General features: G+C 32.5%; 14 protein-coding genes. 9 read left to right on the forward strand and 5 right to left on the reverse strand.

The annotated features are described in order from the left end of the window. Positions 1–183: 183 nt before the first annotated feature. Positions 184–2,280 (reverse strand): sulfatase-like hydrolase/transferase, encoded by a 2,097-nt coding sequence (locus ABID96_RS01395; RefSeq protein WP_192603481.1) that lies wholly within the window; start codon positions 2,278–2,280, stop codon positions 184–186. A 364-nt stretch (positions 2,281–2,644) separates the two neighbouring features. Here ABID96_RS01395 and ABID96_RS01400 point away from each other — a divergent pair, with 364 nt between their 5' ends. After that, complete coding sequence (locus tag ABID96_RS01400; protein ID WP_088001176.1) at positions 2,645–3,136, forward strand: hypothetical protein; 492 nt, start codon at positions 2,645–2,647, stop codon at positions 3,134–3,136. A 30-nt stretch (positions 3,137–3,166) separates the two neighbouring features. On the opposite strand, the gene ABID96_RS01405 is transcribed toward ABID96_RS01400, so the two are convergent. Beyond that, positions 3,167–4,564 carry a M48 family metallopeptidase gene (locus ABID96_RS01405; RefSeq protein ID WP_192603480.1) on the reverse strand — a complete coding sequence of 466 codons (1,398 nt, stop codon included), beginning with the start codon at positions 4,562–4,564 and terminating at the stop codon, positions 3,167–3,169. Between the two features lie 260 nt (positions 4,565–4,824). Between ABID96_RS01405 and ABID96_RS01410 the strand changes: the two genes are divergently transcribed. The 5 genes from ABID96_RS01410 to ABID96_RS01430 all read left to right on the forward strand — a co-directional run bounded on the left by ABID96_RS01410 (position 4,825) and on the right by ABID96_RS01430 (position 12,348). Continuing rightward, positions 4,825–6,141, forward strand: coding sequence for a TcaA 3rd/4th domain-containing protein (locus ABID96_RS01410; protein ID WP_192603479.1), 1,317 nt, complete (start codon positions 4,825–4,827; stop codon positions 6,139–6,141). Between the two features lie 498 nt (positions 6,142–6,639). Beyond that, positions 6,640–7,233, forward strand: coding sequence for a lysozyme family protein (locus tag ABID96_RS01415; RefSeq protein ID WP_192603478.1), 594 nt, complete (start codon positions 6,640–6,642; stop codon positions 7,231–7,233). 283 nt (positions 7,234–7,516) lie between these two features. Then, positions 7,517–9,952 carry an SH3 domain-containing protein gene (locus ABID96_RS01420; protein WP_192603477.1) on the forward strand — a complete coding sequence of 812 codons (2,436 nt, stop codon included), beginning with the start codon at positions 7,517–7,519 and terminating at the stop codon, positions 9,950–9,952. Between the two features lie 277 nt (positions 9,953–10,229). Continuing rightward, the gene (locus ABID96_RS01425) at positions 10,230–10,742 is read left to right on the forward strand and encodes an NUDIX domain-containing protein (RefSeq protein WP_192603476.1); all 513 of its coding nucleotides are present in this window, start codon (positions 10,230–10,232) and stop codon (positions 10,740–10,742) included. Positions 10,743–10,962: 220 nt separating this feature from the next. Next, positions 10,963–12,348 (forward strand): Ig-like domain-containing protein, encoded by a 1,386-nt coding sequence (locus ABID96_RS01430; RefSeq protein ID WP_192603475.1) that lies wholly within the window; start codon positions 10,963–10,965, stop codon positions 12,346–12,348. A gap of 117 nt (positions 12,349–12,465) precedes the next feature. Here ABID96_RS01430 and ABID96_RS01435 read toward each other — a convergent pair whose 3' ends face one another. From ABID96_RS01435 to ABID96_RS01445, 3 genes are all read right to left on the reverse strand, one after another. Next, complete coding sequence (locus tag ABID96_RS01435; protein WP_192603474.1) at positions 12,466–15,834, reverse strand: S8 family peptidase; 3,369 nt, start codon at positions 15,832–15,834, stop codon at positions 12,466–12,468. A gap of 565 nt (positions 15,835–16,399) precedes the next feature. Continuing rightward, positions 16,400–17,056, reverse strand: a complete 657-nt coding sequence (locus ABID96_RS01440; RefSeq protein WP_192603473.1) for a sugar transferase — start codon at positions 17,054–17,056, stop codon at positions 16,400–16,402. Between the two features lie 309 nt (positions 17,057–17,365). Continuing rightward, the gene (locus ABID96_RS01445) at positions 17,366–19,375 is read right to left on the reverse strand and encodes an N-acetylmuramoyl-L-alanine amidase (protein ID WP_192603472.1); all 2,010 of its coding nucleotides are present in this window, start codon (positions 19,373–19,375) and stop codon (positions 17,366–17,368) included. Positions 19,376–19,590: 215 nt separating this feature from the next. Between ABID96_RS01445 and ABID96_RS01450 the strand changes: the two genes are divergently transcribed. The 3 genes from ABID96_RS01450 to ABID96_RS01460 all read left to right on the forward strand — a co-directional run bounded on the left by ABID96_RS01450 (position 19,591) and on the right by ABID96_RS01460 (position 22,783). Then, on the forward strand, positions 19,591–20,211 hold the full coding sequence (locus ABID96_RS01450; protein ID WP_192603471.1) for a YigZ family protein: 621 nt from the start codon (positions 19,591–19,593) through the stop codon (positions 20,209–20,211). Positions 20,212–20,301: 90 nt separating this feature from the next. After that, positions 20,302–21,321 carry an LCP family protein gene (locus ABID96_RS01455; protein ID WP_192603470.1) on the forward strand — a complete coding sequence of 340 codons (1,020 nt, stop codon included), beginning with the start codon at positions 20,302–20,304 and terminating at the stop codon, positions 21,319–21,321. 292 nt (positions 21,322–21,613) lie between these two features. Further along, positions 21,614–22,783 (forward strand): sensor histidine kinase, encoded by a 1,170-nt coding sequence (locus ABID96_RS01460; RefSeq protein WP_192603469.1) that lies wholly within the window; start codon positions 21,614–21,616, stop codon positions 22,781–22,783. Positions 22,784–22,910 lie beyond the last annotated feature (127 nt).

Genomic DNA, 22,910 nt, shown 5'->3' on the forward strand with positions numbered 1-22,910 from the left:
GGTGCGAAGACTCCTATGGAAGATGCGGGAAACTTGAGACCCCGCAGGCTTGCCGAGAAGGCTCAGGGTCACGCCCCATGGAAAGCGAAGTACCTGAAATGGAAATCAACATTCTTTTTTAACAAGCCAAATTAAAAAGAAAAAGTAGAGTCTACATGACTCTACTTTTTTTATGTAGTTACTTCATTCCACGCTAAGTTTTAACTCCGGTCCGTCTACCACATTTTTCAACGTATCACTCATGTAAACTTTAATTGAAATATCCTCGGCTTGCTGAAAATATTTCTTTGTAATAAAGAATTGAATTTTTGTTGGCGTTCGGGAAGATAAACCAACCGTTTGGTTATTGACTTTCACTTTAGTTAAGTTTGAAAAGCCTGTCCCTGTAATTGTAACTAATTGCTTACTTTCTTTAGCTTTGAGTTTTTTAGGTGAAACATCTTTTACCGTGAAATTTGGGTTTCCTAAAAAATAGGATAGATTCTTTAACTTGTTTTCATTTTGATACAAATACTGCTTACCCTTTAGAATATCGTATTGTAAAATCTCATAATTCGTTAAAAACTTCTTTGATTCCTTCGATTTCTTTTGGAACTTTGAAGGGAGTATTTTTGTTTGTCCATTCTGAATAGAATCGGCTAAATATGAGAAATTCGTATTCATTTTGATATTTGCTAAGTCAAAAACGTATGGCGTTAAGAAATTACTACTAATCTCAATAGGTGACTGTTTTTGTAGCGTATTACTCCATATTAGTAATGGAACTGTATGCATTTTGATATAATCAGACTTTGATTCAGCATTCTTAATATAATTAGCATCCAAATATACACTCATCTCATCACCAAGCATAGGCAGGTGATCTCCATAAAATACAACAATCGTAGGTTCATCTAATTTTTTTAGCGATTCAATTAATAATTTCAGCGCATGATCGATGTTTACTAAATTATGGGCATACGTATTTAAAATGTTCTTATTTCCTTCTTCTAATGGTAAATTCGTAGCGTAATCATTAAACTGCTTTTTCGGTTGATCGTAAGGGCCATGATTTTCCATTGTAACTGAATAGATATAGTCAGGCGTTGGTGTGTCTTTTATCGTTTGAATGATACGTTTACTAATTTCAGTATCCGATATGAATTTTGTTGTATCAGAAAGCTGTGCTTTCGTGAATGTTTCTCTTGTCTGAAACGAATTGAAGCCTAGCTTTTGATAAAGTTCATCCCTGTGATAAAACCATGAATGATAAGTGTGAATACTCGTAGCTGTATAACCTTGGTCACGTACGATTCTTGCTGCGGAGTTTACTGGTTTATCAATGTAATTTTGAAATCCTAACGAGACAGAAGGAATAAAGTTTGTTGAAAGTCCTGTTAAAATTTCCAATTCGGTATTAATTGTTCCTCCACCATATACTGGTGTAATCATCTGTCCAGTTGTGTGTTCCTTTTGTAGTGAATGGAAATACGGCAAAGGATCATTCTTAAACACATTCTCACCTAATACGGTCGGGTCAAAAAATGCTTCACTTTGGATAAATAAAATATTTGGTTTCTGCTCGTTAGTCTCATCTGATTTAGAGCTTTTAGTAGATTCCATAATTGAATCAATTGTTTTCTTTGTATAACTTGATGGTTCCTTAATAGATGAATTAATACTATTTAAAACGAATCCAAGCACACTGCCGTTTGTCAGTGAATTTACTTTTTGGCTCCAGCCGATTGATTCTATTTTTAAATGAGAATACAGATTGAATGGAATACCACCAATTAAAAAGCAGGCCAAAAGGATAGATATAATAGAAGAAATAAAATTTACTTTCTTACTTTCTTTATCTTTTTTAAGTAAAAAACTGAAAATGAATCCGATGAAAGTGATGATCAAGAGTATTCCAATTGTGAAGTATAATCCTTCAATTGAAATATACTGCGATATGTTCAGTGCTTCATTACGTAATAAGAAATCACTTGGAACAATAGGTTCACCACGTTTTTGTGTTTTTACTAAGCTAGCAAGCGCGAAAAAACTAAAGATCAAAAACAATATGGATTGCATGAACAGATAAGCTCTTTTTTTCAAAAAATAAAAGCTATTCATACATACAAATAAAATTAAATATTCAAAAGTAAAGTTCAGTGGAAATTCTTTTATCCAAATCCATACTTTTAGTAGTTGTTCTCTATATATACTCTCAATAAATAGTAGCGTCAGTAATGGCACAAAAATTGCTAGAATTATTTTACTATTTAATGTAAATTTTTTTCTCGAACTGTTCATTAAATCCCCCATCAATCCAATCGAAATCCTTTTCATTAATTTATTAATATAATTTACACTTAATTAACATTCCTATTATACCAAATAAAAACGCTTTAATTGACTGCACATTTATTTTTAGGAATTAGGTTACAACACGCTATATGGAATCGAGCATCCAAGAGCGAAAACCTTTGTGTTGCCTTTTTATAAAAAGGTTCCTATTATATTAACGAAATTGCATATTTATATTGCATATCTTTCTAAACTTTAGGAACTTACTAAAAAATTTCAATATAATGAATAATGATTGTATAGCAGATTTAATGCATGATAGAATGGAGATGGTAAAATTTTCTTCTTTTTGGAAAGGTTTTTGATATGAATGTTAGCTTTTCGTAAACTGTTTAAAGGTATTAAAATTGTGGGTATTAGTTGTATGGCACTTACGTCTGTTTTTTACATAGCAGAAAAAGTATCAGGTTCTAGTAGCTTCAGCTTTCTATCTTCGCAAGTACCTCAAAGTCAAATCAAACAAAGAGGCGGAGTCATCCGTTTTGATCCTGATGGGATCTATCTTCACGCAAATGAAACTCATCATAGTGTCGGCATCATTAACGCATACATAAATCATAAGGGTGATTTAGAAATTGTCACTGAATCAGTCGCTCCAATTATTACAGCTAGTGCAAATCCAGATGAAACATTAGCTGCAAGGGGAATTTATGCAGGCTTAAGTGTAGGAAACCAGAAGACGATTGTCTCGTTTTCACAAAATGGAAGAAGATTAAATTTAAATAGCCCAAATGATTATGAGAAGATATCTGGTTCTAGTTCAAATGTTTGGGTTAGTTGGACTAGTAAACAAGGTTCATAGAAAAAAAGGATATGAGAAATCATATCCTTTTTACTTGTTTAATAGTTTTAATATCTCTGTAGCTTCATAATATTTTGCAAAATCTTTGATCGTATCCCCATCGTCGTTCACAATCATTAAATTCGCGCCTTTGTCTTCTAAGTGCTTAAACGTTACTGCATTGTCTTCATAAATTGTTTCGAAAATTGGCGTCTGTCCGTAAGAATCTTTTATATTAATATCAGCTTTGTATTCTAGTAATAAATCGATTGCATCCATATCTGACATAGAGGCAGCCGCATGTAGCACTGTATAACCATCTTCATCTCCAATAGCTGGATCTGCTCCATTTTCAAGTAACAGTTTTAACATATCTAAATCAATATAGTCTGTGCCAAGATAAGTTGTTGCAATGATTGGTGATTCACCCAAGACATTTTTCTCGTTGACGTCTGCACCTTCGTCGATTAATTTTTTAGCTTTTTTAAGGTCATTATCTAAAACAGCAAGTGTTAATGGAGTTTCTTCATCTGGATCTATTTCGGTTTCGATTAAACCTTCCTCTTCAGCAGTTATTTCTTGTGACACTTCTTCAAAAAATGTAACAATTTTATCTACTGAAAGTGTAATGAGTACAACTCCTCCAATTGCTACAGAAACAGCCAGTATGCCAACTGCCATCACTCGTTTAGGCGTTTTAAAAACGACGTTATTTTCAATATTATTAAAATGATATAGTGCCGAAATTCGTTTCGGTAATGTCGGGTGTGACATTAGTCTTTCACTTAACCAAATAAAAAATCCTTTTTCTCTACTGCTTTGGTGCATATATTCCTGAATATCAATTGTATTGTAATACTTTCTACCAACTGCAAGCATTGATAAAGCACGAGTAGATGCCTCAAAATCATTTATATAATGATTTGCCATGCGGTCACATGTATATTCGCATGCGCGAGAATAAGCAGAACCTAAAAAAGGAATCCAATTCCCTGGTAAAATTAAAGAGTTTTTAATGACATGACTTCGTTTAATATGAGTAAGTTCATGTGCGATTACAAAATCAACTACTTTTGGATCTGTTTCTTTCATTTCAAATAGGTCAGCATATAATACAATCATATTTCGTCCAAAAAATCTTGTGGCAAAAGCATTTAGAAAGCCACCAGACTCCATTACATAAATATCAGGAAGTATATAAAAGCCCATTTCTTTTGCAATTTCCTTCGTTCGTTCAAATATCTCAGGAAACTGCTTTTCAGTAATTCTTACACCATTTGTTCGGATATGAGCAGTGTAAATTAAGTGTGCAATAATAGGGATGATTACTAAAAATCCTAAAACAAAAATACCTATAATGCTCACGAATAGCATAATATACATTGGTATACTCGCTAGTAATAATAATATAAAATAGATGGTTTCTTTACGATTAACTAATGACTTCAAGCCACTTCCTCCTTTATTCACCATTCTTTAAGTTTACCAAGCAACAGTCAGCCTGTCATTGAATTATTAAATTTTGATTAGACCAATTACTACCAAAGTCAAAATTACATCAAAAAAGATAAAGATTTCTTTTTACCATGCTTATAAAATCTAGTATGATAGTTAATAGCTTTTTAAAAATATGAACTATTTCTACGGTTCTTAAAATATAACTCAATGAAAAGAAATTTAACTTGCGAATTAAGGGGAAAGTATAATAAATGAATAATCAACTAAGAGAGCAGGAAAAGAATTCGATTTCTCGAACGAGTATTCGGAATCATAAAATTAAAAAATCGTTGCCTCAAAATAAGAAAAAATGGATGATCTCGATTGCAGCATTCATTATCATTTTGATTAGTGGGCATTTGATCGTAAAATCAATGTTTACACCTGAACGAATGGTTAAATCATTCGAAAAAGCCGTTTCTGAACATAATTATAAAGAAGTTTCACATATTTTAGAGGAAGGTGGTACACGTGCCACACTTAATGAAGATTCAGTAAAAGCATTTATGGAGTATATGAATAGTTCTGAATTGATTAACCAAGTAGATGATTTAGTAAAAGATGGTGCAATTCAAAATGCTCAGTTAGTTGATAAACACGGTAATCACGTGCTGACAATTGCTAAAGGAAATAAATTTTTAGGAATCTATCAAACTTATACGATTAGTGCGGAGCCATTTGAGTTAACAGTAACGTCTCCAATTGATGAGTTAGAGCTTCAGTTAAATAATGAAACGACTCGTTTAAATAAAGACGAGTATGAAAAATCATATCAGAAAATTTTGCCTGGTAAATATTCATTATCTGCAATTTACCAAGGTGAATATAGTGAGGTAGAAGAAACAGTAGACTTAGATTTTTCTAAAGCTACTAAAAATAAATTAGAACAAGAGTTAACATTTAATGTTAGTTATGTACAAGTTTATTCGAATGAGCCGAATGCAAAGCTGTTCGTAAACGGGAAAGATACTGGTAAAAAAATAAGTGAAGTTGAGAAGTTTGGTCCGTTTTTATTAAATGGACAAACGATCGTGCATGCAGAAATAGAATTAAATGGTGAAGTAATCAAAACAGATGAAGTGCCGATTAATGGTAAATACATCGATTTATTGTTCAATACACCTACACAAAATGAAGAAAAGACCGAGGAAGATGGTGGATTTTTTGCAGGTATTAAAGACTTTTTTGATCGATACTTACCTGAAACAAAACCATCAACAAATAATTTAGAAGAGAAGCAATTCATTGACGGATTATTTAACCAAAATGGTCAGGCCTTTTTAGAATCAGAAGAATATCAGAAAAAAATTAAAAAGAAAAATACAACACAAAAGCTTGTTAGCTTTGCGATGAAAAACTCAAAGCAAGACGATTCGGGTATGGTGATCGTGACAAATGAAACATATGAGATAACTGATAAAAAAGGAAAAACAAAAACGAAGTCATTTGAAATTACGTATCATTTTTCAAGAGTGGATGATGAATTAAAAATGGATCGTATTGAAGAAGTTAAGGAAATTAAATCATAAAATTATATTTTTGACATAATAGTTTCTCCAGGGAAACCTTTCAAAAATATGCTGAATGGCAACTAATTAGACTGTTAATTAGTTGCCATTTTTTATTAACCATAAAGACATTAGTATGTAGAAAGAATGAAATGTATATATATTTTCAAAGGATAAATATGCAATTTTAATCAATGTTCACTTGTAAAAATAGTGAGATTGGAGCGAGGGTTATTTTGTGGAAGTGAGAAAGGTGAGAGCACGCGGAAATCGTATAGCTGGATTCAAAATGTAAGAATTTCTTTTGAAAAATGGCTCTTTTTTCTGTATAGTGTCAATTATTAATAAATACCAATATACAGATAGTACATTTTACTGATATATTACTAATATGTAATGTAACTTTTTTCTCAATTCGATTTCATTTTTATGTAGTTTTCTAACATAGCTTTTTAATATGAAAATATACGTTATAATGAATAAAAAGACAGTAAATGGAGGTATTGAATTAGGGTTATAATGTTGAAATTTCTTAAGAATCTTTTATTATTAACATTTCTATTAACGGTCGTTGGATCGTTTGCTATATATCGTTATTACTTTCATGATGTTTTGAAATATGAAACACAAATCTATTCAGAGCTGCAGTCTGTTGGCTTGGAGCAGTATACCCCATTACTACTAGGTCTTATGATGCAGGAAACAAAGGGGAAAGGAACTGATCCAATGCAGGCTTCCGAATCACTTGGGCTAGCTAAGGACAGTATTAAAAGCTCCTCAAAAAGTATTCAGCAAGGTGTCATTCATTTTGCAGATGTTTATCAATATGGGAAAAAACAAGGTGTAGATTTAGAGACAATTATACAAAGCTATAATATGGGGATATCTTATATTGATTTTGTAAAAGGGCACGGAGGGAAACATTCGGTACCACTTGCGAAGTCGTACTCGCTTTCAATGGTCGATACAAATCCGGAGCTATACACATGTAATAATGATAAGGAAAATTTCAGATATCCATATTGTTATGGAGATTTTACTTATAGTGACAAAGTATTAAAGAAAATAAAGTACTTTGAACTGTACGAAGCATTAAAGCATAGAGAAGCATAGTTCTAATGGTAAGAAATGAGATCTTACTATTAGAGCTATTTTTTTATGTAAACAGTATGTCAAATTGATTACATTTTGTGATAAGCCAAAACATTTTTCGATTTTTTCCGATATAATTGGTAAATATACATAATTTATCCAATTTTTTTTTGTAAAAGTCAACTTTGTAGATTTAACTGTTATTCTATAAAACTACTAACATGAATCTCAACTTTACTTAATTTTTTAAAGTAAAAAGGCTTTTATTTCTTAATGACGGTTGGAGAAAGGGGAGAGTGATTACATGAAAAATATTAGTAAAGCACTGATTGTGTCAGCGGGTATATTAGTGGGCACTTCTAGCATTCCTTTTCCTACAATGGGAATCGAAAAAACAGAGGCAAGTACTACGATTGAAAAAATGAATGGAAAGTTCCAAAATACTTCCAATCTAGTAATGAGAGAAAAACCAGGTACAAATTATAAAAAACTTCTAACAATACCAAAGGGCGCTATTTTAACAGTTACGTTAAAACAAGATAGATGGTATAAAGTTTCTTATACGTACCAATACAAAGGTAAAAATACAACTAAAACTGGTTGGGTAGATGGTACATATTTAAAGGAATATAATAAGTACACAACTCAGCCAACGAAGTATTATTTTACTAATAAAACAGCCAAGCTTTATTCGACTCCAGACACAAAGAAAAAAGAAGTCTACACGGTCGCTAGTAATAATGGATTTAGTAGCACACAAGTAGTCCTAAATAGTAGCGGACAAACTTGGTACCGTGTTTATTACAAAGGTAAATACTTATACATCAACAATACTGATGTTGTTAATAACGCGTTTACTACATTTAAGAATACAAAATATAAAGCAACGAAAGACACATACGTATATCAATATTACGGTACAATTTTCACGAAACTTGTAAACGTACCAAAAAACACAATTATTTCAACAAGTAAAAAAATCGGACATTTTTATTATGTATCCTATGGTGGCAAAAAAGGGTATATCAATATTGCTGATTTTACAAACAACATCAATGAAGTGAAATATGAAACGACACCTACGACCTACTACTTCACAAAAAATCTTACTAAATACTATACTGCTCCTGGAGATACGCAGGAAGTAGCCTCTATCGAAGGAAATAACGGATTTGCTTCTACACAAAAAGCAACTGATCAATTAGGGAAAGTGTGGTACCGCATTTCTTATAATGGACAAGATTACTATATTAATAGTGTAGATGTAACCGTAAATACTTTCTCGACTTTTACAAATACAAATTATAAAGCTACAAAAGAAACATATGTATACGAATCGTTCGGTAGCCAGTTTAGAAAGCTAGTAACAATTCCAATAGATACTGTAGTGGCATCAAGCAAAAAAATCGGAAATTGGTATAGCGTTACTTACAATGGCCAAACAGGATATATCAATATAGGTGACTTTATTAAAAGTGACGGTGTTACAGTAACAGATATTCCAGATAAGAACTTTACAACAACAGCTGAATTAAATCTAAGAGCTTCATATGATGCATCATCTGCGATCCTGACAGTTATTCCAAAGTCAGCGACAGTTGTTGCGACACATAAAGCTTCAAATAACTGGTACAAAGTTAATTATAATGGTCAAACGGGATTTGTATCTGGTGCGTATTTAAAAGAAGTCACAACTGATCCGGGAATCAATCGTGATACTTACCAGTTTGTTGATTTACGAACTCAGTCATCTGTTACAGCAAAGCAAATTAATGATTATATAGCTGCCTATGTTAACTTAAAAGGTAAGAAAAGTGTGCTAACTGGCCAAGGACAATTATTTATTGACGCTGGAAAGCAATACGGTGTAAATGCACTTTACTTAGCTGCTCACGCCATCCATGAAAGTGGGTACGGTACTTCAGCGATCTCTTTAGGTAAATCAAATTTATTTGGATTTGGATCGTATGATGCCACTGCGTACATTGCTTCATACAAATTTACTTCAGTTAAAGAGAATATAGCTTATATTGCTCGTGAAATGAAAACGACTTATTTGAACCCGAATAACTGGAAGTATAATGGCGCGTATCTTGGATATACGACAAAAGATGCAAATGGGAAAAGAATTGACGCTAAAAGTGAAGGTATGAATTTTTATTATGCTAGTGACTCAAACTGGGGAAAAGCAATTTCACAGCATATGGAAAAAATCCTTCCTTATGATAAGAACTATTATAAATCAGCACAAATTAATACAACGATTCCTTCAGCTCCAGTAAAACCTGAAGGCAGTGATGTATTCCCAGTCGGTATACAAGCAGTAGCAGACAGCAGTCTAAACCTATTCGCCAATAAAGGGGATACAACAAAAGTAACTGCAATCACAACAGGAACAAGCTTCATTCTTTTAGAAAAAACGAACGACTACTGGGTTAAATTGATGATAGATGATACTGTCTATTGGACAAACTCAATTAAATTTGATGTATATAATAGATACGTTTCAGTTAAAAACCTAGGCAGGATTCTAATAGATGGACTAAATGTTCGCTCAGCTCCATCAACCTCAGGAAATAACATTATTGCACAATTTAGTCTAAATGATTATGTAAACATAGTGACATTACCAAATGGAAGTCTAGAAATGGACTACACAAAAAGCTGGTATAAAGTCCAAATCGGAAATGGAATGATGGGCTGGATTTCAACTAGCTATGTGGCGCAAGAATTGAAATAAAGGAATCTTATTAAGATCGATGGTTCGTAGATTTCCACTCCAGGATACTCGCTTTCCGCGGGGTGGGCGCTGAGCCTCCTCGGCACATTCGTACCTGTGGGGTCTCAGCTGTCCCACAGTTCCCGCAGGAGTCTCGCACCTTCCGTTCCAATCAATTTCTTTTACAATTAATGTGAAGAAACAGTAAAAAAGTATAAGTAATCGAGTATAAAACAGCGAAGTTTTTGTACTCGATTTTTATTTGTTTAAAAAAATATTTTCTGTCGAGGTGAATCCTTTGTTATTCAATGTATTGTTAGGAATTGAAGAACTAAATAAACAGAAAGTTAGTATGAAATATAGAGAAGCCGTCAGGGCTGTTATTATTCAGGATCATAAGATTCTTCTCATCCATTCAAATTTGGGGGATTATAAATTCCCAGGAGGAGGATTGGAAAAGAATGAAAGTCATAACGATGGACTTATACGAGAAGTGGCAGAAGAAACTGGGTACATAAACTGTAAATTGAAAGAAAAAATGGGTGTTGTGATCGAAAGGCACATAGATGAGTATGATGAAAATGTTTATTTCGAAATGGCCTCTCACTATTATTTATGTGAATTAACCAACAGTAAAAAAATTGCTCAGCAATTAGATGATTATGAAGCTATTCAAGAATTTATGCCCAAATGGCTGACAATTGATGAGGCCATAAAGCAAAATCAAAACGTATTAAATCGATCCGAGAAGAATAGATGGATCCATCGTGAAAATTTTGTTTTAAAAGAACTGAAGAAATTCATTAAATAAATATAGTTTAAACATAAAACACTCAGAGATTACTCCCCTGAGCTTTTTTTTTTGAAGATATCTTTTTGAAAACAAACCTAACAACGTTGAATTCACTTTTCCCTATTTTTAGTGATGAAATAAAAATTACATGATACTATTAAAATTGGAAACTTAAAGACTAAAAAATATGGTAAAATTTTCTTATTATTTACTATTTTAATAGATTGGAGAAAGTGTCATGAAATCGTTCTTACTAAAAGTAGGTATCTTATCAGCTTTAACCGTTAGTCTATTTAATGGAACAGCCTCAGCTGAAACAGCTTCTGTTGATACAACATGGTCATCAAAGTGTTCTACTCTTGGTCAATTAAAACAAAATGTTAATCCTTCATTTCAACATATCAATTGTTTATTAACGAATGCTGCGATTAATGCGGATATTCCACCAGAAGTAGTAAAGGCAATTGCTTGGAAAGAATCAGGTTGGAAACAGTTTGTAGGTGACAAACCACTTATTTCTGATGACAATGGAATTGGAATCATGCAAGTGACAGATGGTGGCTATGACACAGAAAGATTAAAAAATGATATTGCCTATAATATTCAGATTGGTGTTAACATTTTAAACAGCAAATACAGTTTAAAAACACTGCCGAAAATTAAAGGTGCAAATCGTCATATGATTGAAAACTGGTACTTCTCAGTGATGGCTTATAATGGAATTAAACCGGTGAATAGCCCACTACACCAAGATACTGGGGAGATTAATAATGAAGCTTATCAAGAGGAAGTCTTTAGAATCATCGAAGAGCAAAGCTTTATAAATGAAACGAAATTAGCTCGTTATCCATTCAAAACTACAGACTTTGATTATGTACCAACGAGCGATGAAAATATTAAATTCTTAAATTTAGAATATACTTTAACTAGTGAACTTCATCAATCGGCTTATTTTTATAAATTGGGTGAAAAGGTACTGATAGCTGGAGATAAAGTGAATTTGAGATCTTTACCAACTAAAACTCCTACTAGTCTAAAACAATTCGTAAATCACACACCTGTGATAATGAATGGTGCATTTGAATACGATAAAACAAGTACTTCTAATCAATTTGTATGGATTCCAGTTAAAACAGTTGATAGGAAAGTAGGTTATGTTGCTTCTCCTTATATCTATAAGATGAGTCCCGTCGTTAGTGGTGTCACAGATGGTAAGTCTTATGGTAAAGCTGTAACAGTTCGTTTTAACGAAGGAACTGCAACATTAAACGGTAAAGCTTTTGCAAATGGTGGAGTTGTCAATAAAGCAGATAGCTATACTTTAATTGTAAGAGACGCAGCGGGGAAAACAACGACTGTTAAATTTACAATTGATTTAACACCACCAGCACTTCCAACTGTAAACAAAGTTACAAGTAAAACCATCAAAGTAACTGGAAAAGCTGAAAAATATTCAACTGTTGAAGTTTATAGAGGTAGTTCACTTATTGGTACTGCTACAACTAAATCAACAGGAAGCTTTACAGTAAAAATAACAAAAGCTCAAAAAAAATCAACTATTTTAAAAGTCTACGTAAAAGATAAAGCAGGCAATGTAAGCAAAAAAGCCATTACAGTTTTATAAAAAATAGAAATGCGATGTAAAAGTGAATGTGCACTTTACATCGCATTTTTTTGTCATAAAGTGTAACCAGCGGAGAGAACAAAAAAAGAGAAGGTTGTTAACCTTCTCTTTTTCATATTACTGCTTTTTAATTAATAATTGATACTCGTCGAAGTCAGCAACACCGTTTGCTTCTTCTACTTTGAAGTAATAATTACCTTTTTTAAGAGCGATTTGTCCAACTTCAGCATCGTTAAATGTGTAGCGGTCAAAAGTTGCAAGACGTTTTCCTTTGCTATCATAGATTGATAGTTTTCCATTCATGCCAGGAGCCGGCATGTCTAATGTGAATGAAACAGTACGTGCTTTATCGTTTACAAATCTAAAGAAATCTTTATCTCCATTTGCTACATTCGCATTTAAATAGCCATAACCTGCATATGTGCTAGAGCCAGCATATTTTAACGGAAGCACAATAGATGGTAAACCATTGCGATATTTTGCTTTAGCATCTTCATCAGCTCTTGTCATTGAATAGAAGCGGAATCCATATTCATGAATGTTTGGAATATCAGTGTAAGCATTCGCTACTTCTATAAAGTAACCATGGTTTGGTTTTGCTTGGAATGAACCTTTCGTAAAGTCACCGTAGTTTTGATAGAAATTACCTTTTTCTTGTTCAGTTCCATCTAATTTTTTATTACCATTTGAATCTTCGTAAACAGTGATATTAATTGGTAAATCTTCTGTTAATACTTTTGGTATTGTCCCTGATTCGTCTTCAGAAAGAGCGAATGCCATAAATTCGAAGCCTTTTAACACTGTACTTGTACTAGTATTTTTAAAGTAGTAATAATCAACATCATTTGATGACGAGAAGTTTCCAGTTAGTTCATTATAGCTTTTAATTGAACGGGCAGTTTCAAAGCTGTTGTTTGGTTCAAAATCATCATCAGCAACTTCACCATGTGGTTTAAATGACAGTTTATAAGATAAGTCAGTAACACCATTAAATGATGAAACTCGAACATAATACGTTACACCATTACCAAGTCCAGTAAATATGTCTTGATTATTTTCATTATAAGTACGATCTGTGAAGTAGTTATTTGAAGATGAAATATACTCAAACACTTTCTTTTCTGCGTTATATGCATATAAAGATGCAGTTAATTGCTGTTCTTTTTTTGCATTTAAATTTAATTGTACAAATTGATTTTTTGTAGTCGTGAATTTATACCAATCGGCATCGTTATCTGATTGAATATATGCTGTTTGAGATGCGTTTTGGCTAATCGTACGAGCATTCTCTACTATTTGTCCTACATCGCTTGAGTCCACGAAACCAACATTTTGAGTTAAGAAGTTTGTATCATCAACATTCACACTGTTTGTTAATCCGTCTTCATCATTTGGAAGTGATAAATTAGACATTGTAAAATGAACATTTTCTAATGAACCCGTAAATGGAACAACTGAATCAGGTTGCTCATCATATTTTGGTAAAGTAAATACAGTACTTGATGCACTTGATAATTCAATTACATAAGATGTATCTTTTGAGAATGAATAAGCTGCTTTTTCTCCATCGCTTTTTCCGTTATTATCGATTGAAAATAAAGGTAATGGTTGTACTGTAGCAGACGAAGCAACATAATCATCCCAAGTTGATTTTTCATATACATTAATTGAGCTATTTACACCAGGAATTGCATCAAGACCCATTAAGACCGATTGATCATCAGTTGGTTGGAATGCAAGATATTTAGTGCCTGTTGCGCCTTTATTAAATAGTTGAAGTGATAAGTTATCCGTATTGAATGGTAACTGCGTAACAGGTAAAGGATTCGTTTTTGTTGCAGTATCTTCATTCGTATTAGCTTTTTGTTTAATGCCTAAAGTAAATGTAGATTTACCTTGAAGACTATATCTAGCATTTTTATCACTAACTTCGATAACTAGCGTACCATCCTTAGTTGCTTCATAAACTGTTCCTTCAGTTTTTCCAGCAAGTACTTCATCAATTACGATTGGTTTTGACGATTTTGTACTTGTGCCTTCATAAAAACGAAGTGAAAGCTGATCATCATAATCATTCGCCATTTTTAAAGTTAGTCCAATCGCATCGCCACTCTTAACGTTTACTTTATAGCGATTTGTTTGATGTGGTTTTGTAATTGAACCGTTAAATGTTGCTACATCGCTTCCTGTTAAAGTAACATTTGATGCACTTGATAAAATCCCTGCATCAGATATTTTTTTATAAGAAACTAAATTCTTTATATTATAAGACAATGCTTTTACAGGATCGATTAAACCATACCCGTACTTAATATCATATCCAGTTGTGCCACGGTCAGTAGCAGTTTCTTCTAATATTTGCTCTACATCATAAGATGATAGATTTGGATATTTAGTTTTTAATAGAGATGCAATTCCACTGACAACTGGAGTTGCCATTGAAGTACCACTTAAATAGTAATATGTGCTACCTAGTGTTGGGTCGTAAATTGTACTATAAATAAACTCCCCAGGAGCAACAACATCTACACCAGGGCCAAAAGTAGAAAATGAAGCTAGCTTGCGTTGGTCATTAGTAGCACCGACTGAAATGACACCGTCATAAGAAGCAGGATAGCTATATTCATTAATTCCACTATTACCAGCGGCAGCAACGACTACTACACCTTTGCTAACTGCGTATTGGATTGTATCATCAAGTAATTGGCTGTACATTGATCCACCAAGACTCATATTAATGACTTTAGCGCCCTTAGAAACTGCGTACAGTATTCCCTCTGAAATTGTATAATCCGATACATACTCATTTCCATCAAATACATTCACAGAAAGAATTTTTGCATTTGGGTTCACGCCATATGCACCTAATTTATTGTCCTTAGTTGCGGCAATAATACCAGCGACATGTGTACCATGATATTCTCTAGCTCCAACTGTAGCAGGATTCACTACATTATAAGACCCTTGAATTCTACCTGCTAAGTCAGGATGTTTCGTATCGACACCTTGGTCAATAACAGCTACTGTTATAGGCTTCTTCGCTACTAGCTTTTGAGCAGAAGATATTTTAAGCTGCGATAAATGATAAGCTTCACTTTCTTTTGGATTAGCAGTAGTAGACATAGCTTTATATTGTACACTTGGTGAAACAGACGTAACATTTTCATATTTATTATAGACTGATAGAGCAGTAGCTAGTTTTTTGCCATTTTGAATCTTCACAATATCATAGCCAAGTGATGGGAATGATTTAACAACATTCATCCCTGCACTTCTATGTATAGATGAAGAAACAGCACTTTTATATTTAACGACATATGTTGTTTCACTAGTTTGGTTTTTGTTATTTAAAAAAGGTAGTGGAGCGCTTTTTTTAACGAAGTTTGCTTTAAATGGTTCTTTTTTTGTAGCTGCATAGATTGAGTTAGTTGAAAGTAAACTAGCTGCAAGTGTAAATGCAGTAGTATACTTAAGGATTTTTCTCAAACATACCCCTCATTTCAAATTTTTTCTAATATAAGAATTAGTAGACTTAATTATACTAAATTATTTGATAAAGCCGTTATACTTTTATGAAATAATTTTTTTAATGATTGTAATGATAGAGTTTGAGTTTTATGGCAATAAGGGGATAGAAACAAAGAAAAGATAGCTGTAAACATAATGATGATGGATATGTGGATAAAAATGTGGATAAATAAAGTGGATAAGTAATGATAACAGTGGATAGGTCTAATGTAGTTTATTTAGTGAAAACATCTGAAAATTCGTCAAAATAATCTGAAGTAAACATGACGTTAGAACTATCATTGGATTTACATAACCAGGATTGAACTTTTTGATCAATAAGAGAAAGATCAACTTGTTAACATTTTACAAACTTATAAACAATTTACTTGTGGATAAACTGTACTATTTATCCACATAATGTGTATAACTGTGGAAAAATGTATCAGAATTGTGGAAAACATATTTTAGGCAAATTAAAAAGAGAGCATTTATGCTCTCTTTTTGTCTAATCATGTCAATTTTAAAAATTATACTGTTTTAACTATCTTGCACCTTCGCCAGTTAAAACGACTTTAATTGTTTTAAACATAATTCTAATGTCTAACAAAATTGATTGGTGTTCGATATAGTATAAATCTAAATCTAATTTTTCTTTTGGTGTTAACTCATAACCACCATTCACTTGTGCCCAACCTGTTAGACCTGGTTTAACAGCTAAACGATTAGTGAATCCAGGTACTTCGTGATTGAATTTCACTAAAAAGAAAGCTCGTTCCGGTCTAGGTCCAACAAGACTCATATCCCCAAGGATTACGTTCACAAATTGAGGTAGTTCATCAATGCGTGTCTTTCTAAGAAAGTGACCTAATTTAGTGATTCGAGGATCATCTGTACTTGCCCATTGTGGCCCATTAACTTCTGCATCTAAACGCATCGTTCTTAATTTGTATATTTTAAAGATTTTACCGTTTAATCCAACTCGTTCTTGAATGAAAAGAGCAGGTCCTGGTGAATCAATTTTAATTAATGCAATAAAGAACAAAACGAATGGAGCAGTAATGATAAATGCCATTAATGCAAGGATTAGATCCATTGATCTTTTTATAAATGAATAAACAATACTTTTTCTTTTAATGGATTCAAATACTTGAAATGAATAACCTGTTTCAAGTTTTTGCTGAGTATTCTGTAAGGCCATATAAACACCCCAGTTAATAATTTAGGCCATCTTTTGCAAATGTGTGCAACCTGTCCTAATGTATAACGTCACATATATTTAACATCATACCAATTATATAGGTTAACAGAAAAAAATCAATTGTTTTTCTGTTACAACTTTATTACTATGCCTCAAAAAGCTAACACAAGGGTACCTTACAGCCATAGTGTGTCCATTAACTGTAGTACTCAGCATGTCATTTTATAGAAATTGTTGAATGGCGACTTTTTGGATAGTATTACTATCTTTACATACAATAATGTAAATCATACATCAATGATGAAATTTCTAATAAAGTCGATAGCTTGACACATCACTACCTTTTGACTCAAAAAAGTCTAAAATGCCCATGTAAATGGCTTCAGCTGCAATTTGTCTCCAATATGGAGAGCCTAATTTATTAGCATCATTTTTATTCGTAATGAATCCCAATTCTGTTAATACTGCAGGTAAATTGTTTGATCGAATGACTTGGAAATTACCGTGCTTTGCACCGCGATCTTGTAATTGATAGGATGCAACCATTCGCTTTTGGATAAAATTTGCTAATGATTTACTATCAGTAATATACGGGTTTGTTTTAGAAGCTGCTGGTTCAAGTACCGATGTGATTGAGCTTTCTTTTGAAAAGAAAGTAGGGTAATTCGTCTTTGATGCATTTATATTTGTTTTGTTGATAGCTGATGATTTAATACCGTAATAGTATGTTTCAAGGCCACTTGCAGAAGAGCTACCTGCATTAGCGTGAATGCTCACAAATGCATGTGCTTTTTTTGAAATCGCAAGAGCTGGACGCTGATTCAAAGGGATGAAAATATCCTTTGATCTAGTTAAATAAACATTGTAAGGGGTCAAATCATTAAATAATGTCTCAACTCGCTGACTAACATCTAAAACAACATCCTTTTCCTTTAATCCGCCAATTCCAATCGCACCAGTATCCTTACCTCCATGACCAGGATCAATTACAATCGTTTTTATTTGTGTATCTGGACTCTCAATAGAAGGTTTGAATGACAGAAATAAGTCTTGTGGGCTTTTTCGGTTATAAGTACGAACTGTCAGTTGATGTATATCCTTTGAATTTGAATAGAGCGTATCATTACTTACATTAACTGAGAGCTTTCTTAAAGGTTTCTTGCCATCTTTCCATTCATATGCAATTTGCTTACCATCCAGCCAAACACCAACCCCTTCGCCTGATTTATATTCTAGATGATAAGTTCCTGCTGGCAATCTTTTATATGTAATATACCTAGCACTATAATAATTTTTGGCAACGACACTTGGAATCGTACTACTGCTCTCATTATTAGCCTTTAATAGTATATTTGGACTTTGACTGGTAATGACTTGCTTACTTACAGGTAATCCAATTGAGCTTGTATTGTTAAAATAATAAGCGACCCAATTAGAAAATGGTGTTATTGCTGAGTGAATAGCGGCTTCACCACCGTTAGAGTCAGCATAGTTCGTTTTCACAATATGTTCTCCAACGGATACATTTTCAATAACTGCATTATTAAGCATATTAGTGCTTGTTGGATTTGATTCTAAAATTTTTTGTTCATCGAAAAATATGCTTGCAAGATCTTCTGTATAAAGTGTTGCAAAATAGTCTCCTTGTTTATACATACTTGAATGAATAAAATTCAGATGAAAAAAGTCGAATGCTTGACCAATTGGAGAATAATAGCCCCAATTATATGAAATATCTTTTTCATTTAAATTAACAGTTTGCTGTATAGGTTTAAGTGTGAAGTTTAAAGTAGGAATGCTTTGAAAATTTGAATGAACTAATTGAATTGTATGGATATCACGTGATGTGGGTTTATTTAAAAGCTCTGTAATCAATATTGATTTCTTAATTTTCTTTGAGGTTGATATAGCTTCGTCTTTAAGGAATAATTTATTATCGACATAAATTTCTAATGTTCCTAGGAATTCTCCCGATACATAATATTTACCACTATGGATCTTGGTGGTTGTAGTAGATTGAATTGATTTCAAATTGTTCAATTGTGACTGATCAAATTTAGGATACGAAAATTTGATTGGAGATGCAGCAGTCGTTGTAGTCGAAGATTTTATTGTATTCCCATTGTTTAACAATAAAATATCCCAATTAGCTAAAGGTGCTTCAGTTACCTTATTGCTAGCTATAGGTTCTTCATATTCTAAAGGACTAGCTTTGGATGGAAGTGGATAATTAATGAAACATAAACAGACTAAAAGCGTTAAAAACCCGTAATTTCGAAGCTGTAAAAAAATCATTTTTATATCTACGTATTTCTTCATTTTACTTTTTCAAATGACTCCCTTCGTTTATTTTTTAGAATCTTCTTACTATTATGTTACTGTATCAAACCTTGTCAGTAAATACTAAGATTTGTCGATTATTAGTGTTTTTTAAGGAAGGGAATCAATAATTGTAGTAATATAATGAAGTGTGCCGATGGTTTGCGAATATGTATGCTTTTTTATCAGGTTAATTTGAAAGGTTTGGTGTTTAAATGCTACCGAATTATTTTACAGTCCGTGGCTTTGGTAGTCATGAAATTGAAATCGAAAAATCTAGATTTATTTGTTATATAAATGAAGCAAAGACTGAACAAGATGCTCAACAATTTATTTTAGAAATTAAGAAAAAGCATTCGGATGCAAATCACAATTGTTCTGCCTATTTAATTGGTGAGAAAGATGAAATCCAAAAGGCAAGTGATGATGGTGAACCTAGTGGAACAGCAGGAGTACCAATGCTAGAGGTTTTAAAAAAACGAGGATTAAAAGATACAGTCGTAGTAGTAACGAGATATTTTGGTGGTAAAAAACTAGGTGCTGGTGGACTAATAAGAGCTTATGGTCAATCAGTTAGTGAAGGTTTAAACGAAATTGGAATTGTAGAACGTACTTTAGTAAAGGTTATTAATGTAAGAGTAAGTTATAAATTATTAGGAAAAGTAGAACATGCTCTGCGTAACTCAAACTACCATTTAGAAAAAGTTAATCATCTTGAAGAAGTTGAGTTTGAACTTTGGATAAAGATTAATGAAGTGAATACTTTTACCGATTGGATGGTTGAACTCACAAATGGTAGTTGCCATATATCTGAAAGTATTGTTAAATACATGTAGAAGTTTTCACATTTTGATCAATTATGACAATTTATGACTTTAATCTATATCGTACATTTATATTATCGTTAAAGGAGGTCTATTCGTAAGATGAATCAGTCTCGAAAAATGACCAAAAAAAGAAGGAAACGTAAAAAAAGCTTTATAGGTAGATTATTTTTATTGATTTTGATTGCTGCATTAGCATTTATTGGATATCAAGGCGTTAAAACATATCTTGAATTAAATAAAGCTACAAATGGTGAAGATATTAGTTCAAAATTACGAGATAAGGAAGTAAAAATATCAAAGGATCCAATCTCGATTCTATTTTTAGGTATTGAAAATTATTCTACTGGAGGAAAAGGTGGACGTACTGACTCAATGATTCTTGCTACCTTTAATCCGAAAGAAGAAACGATTAAAACGATGAGTATACCACGTGATACGTATGTGAATATCCCTGGTTATAGTGAAAAAACGAAAATCAATCACGCGTATTCTTATGGTGGATTACAGCTTACAGTTGAAACAGTTGAGGATTTCTTAAATGTTCCAATCGACTACTATGTAACGGTTGATTTTAAAGGATTTAAAAATATTGTTGATGCTGTTGGTGGTATTGATGTTGAAGTACCATTCGATTTCTGGGAATATACAGATACGAATCCACGTCAGAAGCTTTATTTCGAAAAAGGGATGATGCACTTAAATGGACAAGAAGCTTTAGCGTACTCTCGTATGCGTAAGCGTGATCCACGTGGTGATTTTGGACGTGAAGAGCGTCAACAACAAGTGATTAAATCGATTTTAAGTGAAATAAAATCACCTGAAACAATTGTTAAAATGGATGATTATGCAAAAGTGTTTAGTGATAACATTAGCACAAATATGAAAATTTCTGGTGGGATTTCATTAGCGAAACACTTACCAAACATAAATGATAAAGACTTCGAAACGTTAAAAATTGAAGGGTACGATGATACAATAAATGGAATCTATTACTATGTTCCTTATGAAGATAACATCAATGAGGTATCAAGTAAGTTCCGAGTTCATCTCGATTTAGATAAACCTTCGCCAAATAATTCAGTTGATGATAGTAGTTCTTCAGAAAATACAAATCAATAAGTGAGAAAAGGACCAGATTCATTTTTGAATCTGGTCCTTTTTGCACTTGCCTATGTAATACTTTTGTAATCTTTGTGAATCATTTGTTAAAAATGTCATGATGAACCTTGTATTTTTTAAAACTTATTATAAAATAACAATGTTAGGTAGCAGAGAATAAAGTATAATCAAAATATATTTAAATTTTTGTTTAGTTTAAATTTTTGTACAATTATATTAAAGATTGCATTATAATGAATACATATACATAAATTAGCAGGGCTCAATGTTTTGGCTAATGGGGGATTTGTAAATGACAACAAGAAAAATGGACAAGCAAACGCTAGATGAAGTTATGAATAATATGATTACAACTGTTATTGATAGTAAGTCACAGGTGTTTGATATTGTTGAAGACACTCGGTCAGAATATGAGAGATTGAGGATTGAACTTGAGGAAGTAAAAGTACAGGTAGTAGAAAAAATTGAGAACACTGCAAGATTGGATAATCTTGTAAGAGCTGCAAGGCATAAGTTAATGGAAGTAGATGGAGATTTTAAGAGATATACAGAGTCACAAGTAAAAGACGCTTATGAAATGGCTCAAAATATTCAAGAACAACACATTCTTTCGTTAAAAGAAGAAAAAGTGTTAATCCATCGCCGAAATGAATTGGAGCGCAGACTACAAACTTTACTTGAACAGTTAAGAAGAGCGGAGTTATTAGTTGCACGTATTTCAATTATCTTAAACTATTTAAAAACAGACTTCCAACAAGTAAGTCAAATGCTTGAAGATGCAAAACAAAAGCAAGCTTTTGGTTTCCAGCTGATCCAAGCGCAGGAAGAAGAGCGCTTAAAACTTTCTCGTGAGATTCATGATGGTCCTGCTCAAATGTTAGCCAATATATTAATGAGATCAGACTTTTTAATTAAAACTTATCGTCAAAGACCGGAAGAAGATGCGATTAAAGAATTAAGAGATATGAAGGAACAAGTACGTAGTGCTTTAGGTGAAGTACGACGAATTATCTATGATTTACGTCCAATGGCATTAGATGATTTAGGCTTAATTCCAACTTTAAGTAAATATTTGAAATCACTAGAAGACTATAACCATATATCAATACAGTTCGATTATTGTGGCAATAATGAAAGAAGACTTGATACCAAGTTAGAAGTAGCTATTTTCAGATTGATCCAAGAAGCAGTTCAAAATGCTTGTAAACATGCGAGTCCATCAACCGTCATTGTTAAAATAGAATTTTTAAAAAATAAAATTAATGTGCTAGTAAGAGATGATGGAGTTGGCTTTAATATTGAAAGTGGTGAAAAAGAAAATTCTTTTGGTTTAGTCGGAATGAAAGAACGCGTAGAACTGTTAAATGGTGATTTTAAAATTGACTCAAAATTAAATTTCGGTACAACAATTCGAATCACTTTAGAAATCGAAATAGATGCAGAACAAAAGATAGAAGTATAAGAAGAAACGTCTGAAAATTTATAAAAGTGAATTTTCAGATCGAACATTTTGCAGATTTAAGTCGAATAATTTGTAAATATATGTTAAAATATACTATATTTTAGAAATAATTACCAAAATTACCATA

The organism is Gottfriedia sp. OAE603 (genome assembly GCF_040543965.1).
Taxonomy (GTDB): domain Bacteria; phylum Bacillota; class Bacilli; order Bacillales; family Bacillaceae_G; genus Gottfriedia; species Gottfriedia solisilvae.

Excerpts from the sequence above, each read along its gene's own strand:
- ABID96_RS01395 (WP_192603481.1), bottom strand. The coding sequence starts at position 2,280 with ATGAACAGTTCGAGAAAAAAATTTACATTAAATAGTAAAATAATTCTA.
- ABID96_RS01400 (WP_088001176.1), top strand. The coding sequence starts at position 2,645 with ATGTTAGCTTTTCGTAAACTGTTTAAAGGTATTAAAATTGTGGGTATT.
- ABID96_RS01410 (WP_192603479.1), top strand. The coding sequence starts at position 4,825 with ATGAATAATCAACTAAGAGAGCAGGAAAAGAATTCGATTTCTCGAACG.
- ABID96_RS01415 (WP_192603478.1), top strand. The coding sequence starts at position 6,640 with ATGTTGAAATTTCTTAAGAATCTTTTATTATTAACATTTCTATTAACG.
- ABID96_RS01420 (WP_192603477.1), top strand. The coding sequence starts at position 7,517 with ATGAAAAATATTAGTAAAGCACTGATTGTGTCAGCGGGTATATTAGTG.
- ABID96_RS01430 (WP_192603475.1), top strand. The coding sequence starts at position 10,963 with ATGAAATCGTTCTTACTAAAAGTAGGTATCTTATCAGCTTTAACCGTT.
- ABID96_RS01440 (WP_192603473.1), bottom strand. The coding sequence starts at position 17,056 with ATGGCCTTACAGAATACTCAGCAAAAACTTGAAACAGGTTATTCATTT.
- ABID96_RS01445 (WP_192603472.1), bottom strand. The coding sequence starts at position 19,375 with ATGAAGAAATACGTAGATATAAAAATGATTTTTTTACAGCTTCGAAAT.
- ABID96_RS01450 (WP_192603471.1), top strand. The coding sequence starts at position 19,591 with ATGCTACCGAATTATTTTACAGTCCGTGGCTTTGGTAGTCATGAAATT.
- ABID96_RS01455 (WP_192603470.1), top strand. The coding sequence starts at position 20,302 with ATGAATCAGTCTCGAAAAATGACCAAAAAAAGAAGGAAACGTAAAAAA.
- ABID96_RS01460 (WP_192603469.1), top strand. The coding sequence starts at position 21,614 with ATGACAACAAGAAAAATGGACAAGCAAACGCTAGATGAAGTTATGAAT.